The sequence below is a fragment of the Paraglaciecola arctica BSs20135 genome (assembly GCF_000314995.1).
In the GTDB taxonomy this organism is placed as follows: domain Bacteria; phylum Pseudomonadota; class Gammaproteobacteria; order Enterobacterales; family Alteromonadaceae; genus Paraglaciecola; species Paraglaciecola arctica.
On sequence record NZ_BAEO01000048.1, the window covers coordinates 1 to 8,228 of the forward strand.

At 41.9% G+C, this 8,228-nt stretch carries 6 protein-coding genes; 1 reads left to right on the plus strand and 5 read right to left on the minus strand.

Going from position 1 to position 8,228, the window contains the following annotated elements; genetic code table 11:
* Positions 1-207 precede the first annotated feature (207 nt).
* Positions 208-957 (plus strand): FKBP-type peptidyl-prolyl cis-trans isomerase, encoded by a 750-nt coding sequence (locus GARC_RS15515; RefSeq protein WP_007621852.1) that lies wholly within the window; start codon positions 208-210, stop codon positions 955-957.
* A gap of 79 nt (positions 958-1,036) precedes the next feature.
* Here the strand turns inward: GARC_RS15515 and GARC_RS15520 are convergent, their stop codons facing one another.
* The 5 genes from GARC_RS15520 to GARC_RS26420 form a co-directional block, all read right to left on the minus strand.
* Positions 1,037-1,978: a DM13 domain-containing protein gene (locus tag GARC_RS15520; protein WP_007621860.1), complete on the minus strand. Its 942-nt coding sequence runs from the start codon at positions 1,976-1,978 to the stop codon at positions 1,037-1,039.
* A gap of 115 nt (positions 1,979-2,093) precedes the next feature.
* On the minus strand, positions 2,094-2,918 hold the full coding sequence (locus GARC_RS15525; protein WP_007621862.1) for a peptidylprolyl isomerase: 825 nt from the start codon (positions 2,916-2,918) through the stop codon (positions 2,094-2,096).
* 306 nt (positions 2,919-3,224) lie between these two features.
* On the minus strand, positions 3,225-6,545 hold the full coding sequence (locus tag GARC_RS15530; protein ID WP_007621865.1) for a collagenase: 3,321 nt from the start codon (positions 6,543-6,545) through the stop codon (positions 3,225-3,227).
* Between the two features lie 345 nt (positions 6,546-6,890).
* Entirely contained in the window at positions 6,891-7,943 is a 1,053-nt protein-coding gene (locus GARC_RS15535; RefSeq protein ID WP_007621867.1) for an aldo/keto reductase, read from the minus strand.
* Between the two features lie 197 nt (positions 7,944-8,140).
* On the minus strand, positions 8,141-8,228 hold an 88-nt coding region (locus GARC_RS26420), incomplete at its 5' end, for an EF-Tu C-terminal domain-related protein (protein ID WP_081587568.1).

Consider the following 8,228-nt stretch of genomic DNA (forward strand, 5'->3'; position numbering starts at 1 on the left):
AAAGTAAAACGTACTAACGTAACTTAAAACGCCCTATTTAATTACTAATTAGTGGGCTTTTTTTGATCTTATCTACACTTTCAGGCTTGAATACTAAGGCTTAGAACCATATTGTACTCATAACGCTATTAAATCTGCTATTGAAGATTTTATCTGATATACCAGTTTAACAACTCCTCTAATCCCATCCAAATTTAGGAAAAATACATGAAATTAAACACTCTTGCTTTATTGACGGCATCTTCTTTATTTCTAGCCGCATGTGGCAGTGACAAAACAGCACCAGAAACTAAAACCGCAGAAACTCCAGCGGCCACAACCGATGCAGCAACAGATACAGCTTTAGCCAGTCTTGAACAAAAACTCAGTTATATAGTAGGCACAAACTTAGCAAGCCAATTTAAACGTGATGAACTCACTTTAGATGTCGACGCCTTCAATATGGCCGTTAATGATGTAGTAGCCGGCACAGAGTCACGTTTATCTCAAGAACAAATACAAGAAGCTGTTGCGATTGTTCAACAACAAGCTCAAGAAAAACAGCTACTTGCTCAACAAGCAGCAAGCGCTAAGAATAAAGCCGAGGGTCTAGCTTATCTTGAAGCCAACGCTAAGAAAGAAGGCGTAGTAGTAACAGAAAGCGGCTTGCAATATAAAGAAGTGGTATCTGGTGAAGGTGAAATACCCACTTCTGATAAAACAGTAGTAGTACATTACAAAGGCACATTAACAGACGGTACAGAATTCGATAGTTCTTACAAAAGAGGCGAACCAGCTGAATTCCCAGTAACAGGTGTGATTAAAGGTTGGGTAGAAGCATTGCAACTAATGAATGTAGGTGACAAGTTCGAACTAGCCATTCCTTCTGATTTAGCCTATGGCGCAAAAGGTAGCGGTCCCACTATTGGAGCTGATGCCACATTGCTGTTTGATGTTGAACTAATTGAAATAAAATAATTAGTGAAATGAAAGCCTAGCAAGGAGCCTTGCGAGGCTTTCATTTTGAAGTATTTAATATACCTTAGTTCAGGTTTTACTAAGGAGCTAATAAACGTAAATCGCCAAAATTTGCTTGGAACTCAACACACCACACGCTCAAACTGTCAAAGTCATCAACAAACTTACCTTCTGGTAAGGTCAATATAATTGTCTCATTAGAATAACTTCGTCCATCAATACGCTCACCTATCCCAAAAGCCTCAGCGTCAGAAAAGTTGCCATTCACTCCAGCGTAAAATTTAACATTAGGCGCAGCACCATCAAAATTAAACATGCTAATTTCAATAGTGCAATTATTAATTACTGTGACAGTACCCGATACATTATGAGCTAAAGTTGAGAATGTACCTGTGTAACCGATCTTTGTTGAATCTGCTGCACACTTACGAAGACTAAGGTTATTCGCCAGACTCAAATTAAGATGCTCAATAGCCCTTTGTACACTTATCAAAGATGTATAGGTCGCTCCTGCATTAGCCACTACATCCACTACCTGTTGCTCAAAATTGTCAGCTCCAAAATCTATCGTTACAGCTATCGCCTGATTATGTGCCTCATCAGTAATACTGATACCGTTGCCGGCTATGCCATCTTCATCAAGGGTCTGTAACAAGCGGGCCATGTTACTCACACGTACATCGTCTGTTGTGGTGACCGAAAATACATCCAACGGAGAAATCATCTCCTGACCCACTACAGTTGGAAATTTGATATCACCGATTGAGAAAACCACCTCTTCACCCTCAATATATAAAAACTGACCTTGCGCATTGGTTTTACCTGATTGAGTGGCAGTGGTATAAGTCAAGCCAGCAACTGCTGAGTCAACAAATATGCCTTGCAGAACGGTTGGAGTAACAGAGGAGATTGGTGGCGCAGTGATTGAGTCAGTAGCCTTGGAACTTGAACCACCACAACCACTTAAGCCAAAAATGAATAATAAAATAGAGTAGAAAAAAAATCCGTTGAACAAATGCATATTTAACGCCCATTCATAATAATGTTACTTAGTATGAGCGGGCGATAAGCTTAAATCCTCACAAAACAATCACAATTTCTAGAAACCTACCATTGAACCTAAATATATCGGCGGATTATTTAGCCTTGAACAATTTGTTTTTTTGCAACATGGCTAAACCTAACAATAGTAACCAACCAATTGCACCACCACCAGAACCCGAGTCGCCTCCACCATTTGAAGAGTTAATTAAAGTATTAGCTGCTGGATTGAGGTTGGCAGCTGTATCAGCAGCACGATCTGTGGCAACGATATCGGAAATCACAACAAAATGATCATCAGTTAAATCAACCTCATTATTTATATCTTCGGCAGTATAATTTTTCAAAGGTATTTCTTTAAAAACAAAGTCATTAGCACCTCCTAATACTTGCAAGGCTGCAATAGCATCGACAACATCCATACCATTACCTATTACTTGACCAAAAACCGTAAATCCCCCTGCATTTGTGGCGACATCTAAACTATTGGCATTATTTGATAAATTAATAAACCATTGTGAAGTAGCACTGTTTGGATTGCTGGTCTTAGCCATTGCAATAGTACCGCGAACATTAGACAGCTTTGGCTCATTAACCACTGGTTGGCCCGTTTCAACTGCATCTAGGGTAAATTGGTTACTTGCAGATAGCGATACAGGGCCGGTATATTGAAATCCACCACCTTGGACGACAAAACTTGAGACTGAACGATGCACTACATTATTTGCATAAGCACCTGAATCTACATAAGTTAAAAAGTTCGCCACTGTTTTTGGTGTTGTATTATCAAATAAATTTACTTCTATAGTTCCAAGTGAAGTGCGAATTTCGACCACAGTTGCACTGGCAGAAAAAGGAAGGAGTAAAGATAAACTAAGGGCGGCTAAAGTGCTGCGATATTTGGCTAAAATCAATGTCATACCTGCTAATAAATAAAATGATAGGAGGGAGCATAAGATAACTTGTCGACGATGAACAGCGACGCATTGTATCAAAATGCAATCGACCATAATCAGCTCACTGGCCCTTTATGTCGATATTAGAACGGCGGCGAATATTGACTCATCATTCATTTCAAACGAAATATAGAGTAGGGTGATTCAGGTTTCTTTCAACCTCACGGGTTTATCCACCGAAGCAGGCAAACAAAACAACCTCGAAGGTTTTGTCTAACTTTCGAGGTCACTTCACAACCAAGGTTGTTTTTTTTTAAATACCTCGCCTAATTATTCAATCGTAAGCTTAAGCGTCATGCCCTGATGGACCCCATGAATGATCACGTAGTGCCAATTCCCCGCGGGGTTATTAGCAATGATTTGTTCATTATTACCGCTGTTAGTAGAACTTTGATGAAAGTTAGTATTAGTAGGCCATGCCCCCTGTTTGTAATAAAGGCTAGCATCACCACTGCCATGACCGCTTTCTATTTTGACCTGACTATTACCACTAGGTACCCAAAAATAGAAATCCTTTCTGCCATTTGCGACATTATTGCTTTGCACACAGACTGCATCACCACTGCTAAGAGGCACATTATTCACCTGACCTTCTGTGAGGCAAGCATTTTCAAGTCCGCTGGCTGCACCAACAGTAATGCTGGCAGTATCAACACCGGTTGCGCCCTGGTTATCCGTTACCGTAAGAGTTGCCGTATAGATGCCTGCTGCCGTATAACTGTGGCTTGGATTAGGTGACGCGCTGGAATTGCCGTCACCAAAATTCCACTGATAGCTGCTAATACTGCCATCACTGTCTGTTGATCCATTGCTACTAAAGCTGACCGCCCCGCCAACAACTGCAGCATAGGGCCCATTGGCTTGTGCTGTGGGAGTATTATTAGTGGGGCCACCACTGGTGTAACTACCAACCAGACTGACATTAGTAAAATTATTATAACCTCGTAACATGACATAATAGGTGCCCTGTTGAACATTGCTGATCACGCACTGTTCGTTATTGCCGCCTTTCCATGGACGACAATCATAAGTTGCACTGGTGGGGGCGGAACCAAACTTGACGTAAAGATCCGCATCGCCGGTGCCACCAGAGGTGGTAAATTTCAATGAACTCGTATTGGCAGGTACCTGCATGCTAAAGTGTTTTTCTTCACCTTGTCCTGCAGTCACATTCTTGGCCACGTTGTTGCTAAGCACGCTGTCATCTGGTGGATTGGTATCATCATTTTGGATATAGCGAGCCAGCAAAGTTACATCTGAAAAGCTACTGTCTGCTCTTACATGAATATAGTTCCAACCACTGCTAACTGAGTCAACCACTATGGTTTCATTATTACCCGCTCCTTGGGAGATATGATCATAAGTAGTTGAATTGGGGCGTACATCAAATCGATGTAGTAAATTAGCATTACCGGTACCATACTGCAGAGTGATTTTTAGACTGACATTCACCAGACCTGTTGGCACATTCAAACCCATTTGCAGTTGGTTACTATTGGCCGTATTTTTCAAACATATGGCCTGGCCCGCTTTAATAGTGCGATCTTCTGGTGGACGCCCTAATGCACAGGCATTGATGCCAAATTGATCATTGCCTTGTACATCATCTACATCAATGGGTTCGACCGGAGACGGAGGACGGGTATTATCAACCGTACAGCCAGTTGACTGAACAGTGGGTAGCCAGCTTGAAAATTCACTGTCAAAGGTTTGGTTACTCACCCAACTATCAACCATATTAGTCCGATAATTACTGTAGTTACCCTGTCTAAATTCATTCAACATGGCAAAAAACTCGTTGTTATGATTTTCGAACATAAAACGTACCGCCAAATGTCCCCAGGGGTAGATCCGGGTTTGTCCTACGCCGTATTCATTTTCAAAGATCGTACTAAGGGCGTAGGTGCCTAATGCCGCTTGGCTAGCGGCTTCGTCATTACAATTGCGCCTGGATATAAATTCTGCCAGACCTTCGCCATACCATACTGTTCGGCCCGCGCCATTTATATCTCCGAAATCGCCCTGGGTATTAAACCGCCCGTCCAGATAATGTACATACTCATGACGTAAGTTCCAGATATCAAAAACCGGCCTAGCAGATACATCTTCATAGGCAAAAAAGGTCGCTTGGTCCCCTGAAGTACTGGGATCACCTTCTAAATACAGACCGCCGTTATCGGTACTGGCAAAGAATAGAGCATAGCCGTAGATCTTCCATTCACGACTGTTATTGAACACTATCATGCGCAGTTTATCGTTATCATCTGGCACGACAGGAGTATTACCCGTTTGCAAAGTTGCGTGAAAATAGTCTTCATGGGTGCCCAATGAGCTACAGGCCCATTGTAACTGGGCTTGATTTAAATCCTGTGCCCACATAAACAAGGTGCCGGAGGGGCAATTAATGCGGTCATCCAAAACCGCCGCTATGACTTCATCTTTTTTACTACACAAACCATAAGTTTGACATTTCTGATAGCGAATGACAGACGTCATAGCTTGCAGATAGGCTCTTCTGGCGATGTCGGTTTCAAGTGGCCCGAAATCGTTAAATAATCTAGTAAGACGGGTCTGTAATTCTGTTTCAATAGCGGCAAAATGCGGCTGACTTGCACCCGAATATAGGTTGCCTAACTGCGCTCCTAGGTTATGCAGATGGTAATCATTTTCGGGCATATCCAGCCAGGCGATATTGTTATGAATAAAATCACTTAGGCTGGTCACCAATGCCAGATCATGTTGTTGTGCTCGACAGCTTTGTTCACGGGCACAATCGTTTAAGATATTCCAAATAATAGTGGCAGCCGCGTTGCCCCACTTGCCAATAGCTTCGTAAGATTGATCATAACGTGCCAGTAATGCTCTGACCGTGCCTACAAACTCATGCGCCACAGATGCACTGCCCATAACAGGCATGGCGATATCGATTAAAATTGCATTTTCTACCGTCTTGTCAAAAAAGTGACTGTTTGCCACCAAAGCCTGCAGCGCCGCTTTAGTTGCTGCCTGATTTGCAGGGGTAAGTAGCTCCCTGTTGCCATAAAAATAGGCGGCTCTGAGCCAATAATAAAGTGCATATAGATAGCCATCGGGATCAGTACCGTTATAGGTTTGTGAGCGACTTTTTGTCTCATTGGCAACGGTAATAATATTGGCATCTGTGAAAGACCCTAATCTTACTGAGGTAGAAGCCAAGGTGAATAATCGGTCAACACAATCACTGCCCTGGTTTTTAATCACGTTTAATAAGTTTGTACCACTGGTAACAAATGCATTATCGTTACACGCCATGGCACTAGCCTTGGCAGCTATGTTGAGCTTTTTGCTGCTTATTGTCGGTGAAGCGTCACTGTCCTTAGTATCGTTATCGGAAAAAGCTGGCTCAGGGAGGAGTTGGATTACGTTTCTGCTATGCTCTACTTGAGTTCTGCTAGCTAATTCTGTTTCAGTACTGCCTATTGCTGGCGCGCTTATAGACGTATCCAGCAAGATGTTTGCAAAATTATTATCGAGCTGGCTGCTAGCAATGGCGATTGACGAAGCCATCCCCATCAGCAACAGAAAGGCCCCTTTGGATTTTCTAATATTCATTTTTTTAGTCCTGTGTAGGTTATGGAGGCTTACTTGTGTGCGATTTTCCATTTATTCAGAAATAGCTACCTGCACCGAACTAATTATTAATCACACTTTTCAGGTAAGAAAAACAACCATAGCCTGCTTTTACAAAAAAATAAATGTATATTGTATATTGTATATTGTATGTGAAATATTTGTTAATTACTGTAAAGAGTTAACTTGGACGTCATCACATATCAGTGGAGCATTAAAGGGGAATATCTGTTTAGTAAAGGGGGACTTGTTGGTCAAGCTATCTGCTATTAATGCCTGCAAGGCAGGCAATGTGCGGCAGTTCGCTGATTTTACCTCACCGCGATGTTAAAAAGGTAGGGGATACTGCTTAAAAACAGCGCCTATTTTGTGCATCACATCAGCATTTAAGCCTAGCTCAAAGGCCGCAATATTTTCTTTTAACTGGGCCATGCTCGTTGCGCCGATGATAGTAGAGGTCACGCCATCCAACTGATCGCACCAGGCTAAGGCTAATTGTGATGGGCTCAATCCATGCTCCCTAGCAATATCGACATATCCCGCTACAGCGGCATGCCCTAGTTCAGTATTGCGAAATACTCCATTGCGTTGCTCGAATGTCCAGCGACTGCCTTTTGGCATAGCGCCGTTAGCATATTTTCCACTTAACATACCTCCGCCAAGCGGTGACCAAGGCAAGTAAGCTACATTTTCACGGACACAATTTTCGATCAAATACGGCCAATCTTTGGCATGTAATAAACTAAATTCATTTTGAATTGATACCATTCTAGGTAAAGCATATTGCTCGCTTAATTTGAGGTAAGTGTTGATCCCCCAAGGAGTATCATCAGACAACCCACAAAAACGTATTTTCCCTGCTTTAACACAACTATCTAGTGCTTGTAGGATCTCTAACATACTATTGCTTTCACGTTCAGAATTTGCACTTGAAAATTTAACTTTTCCAGGCCAATGTTTGGCAAAATGGGGAGACATACGATTTGGCCAATGTAACTGAAATAGATCAATATAATTGGTTTGTAAACGCTTTAATGATGCATCTACAGCCGCAATAACACTCTCACCACTAATTTTTGCACCATCACGAATATAAGATAAACCTGGCCCAGCAATTTTACTGGTCAGTATCAGATCCTTACGTCTTGTTGGATTTTGTGCCAACCAATTTCCAATAATAATTTCTGTGCCACCGTATTTATCTCCTGAAGGTGGCACCGGATAAAGCTCAGCAGTATCAATAAAATTCACACCCTGGCTTAGAGCATATTCAATTTGTTCATTTGCTTCTATTTGTGAGTTTTGTAACCCCCAAGTCATGCTACCTAAGCACACTCTCGATACTTTTTCGCCACTACTTCCTAACACACTATATTGCATAGTTTATTTCCAACATTCTTTTGAATTAAATTCGGCTATTTCACTGGACCCCAATCATACAACTAAGCTTGCACAATTCTCAAAAAAGATTAAAACCAAAACGTATAATCGAATTACTGGATAAAGATGCAACGGCTTTCGCTGGCCCATAAAAAAAGGCCACCTAGGTGACCTTTATTAATAAGCTATATTTTCGCTTATAGGATTTTGGCTACTACGCCAGCACCTACAGTACGGCCACCTTCACGGATTGCGAAGCGTAAACCTTCGTCCATCGCGATTGGG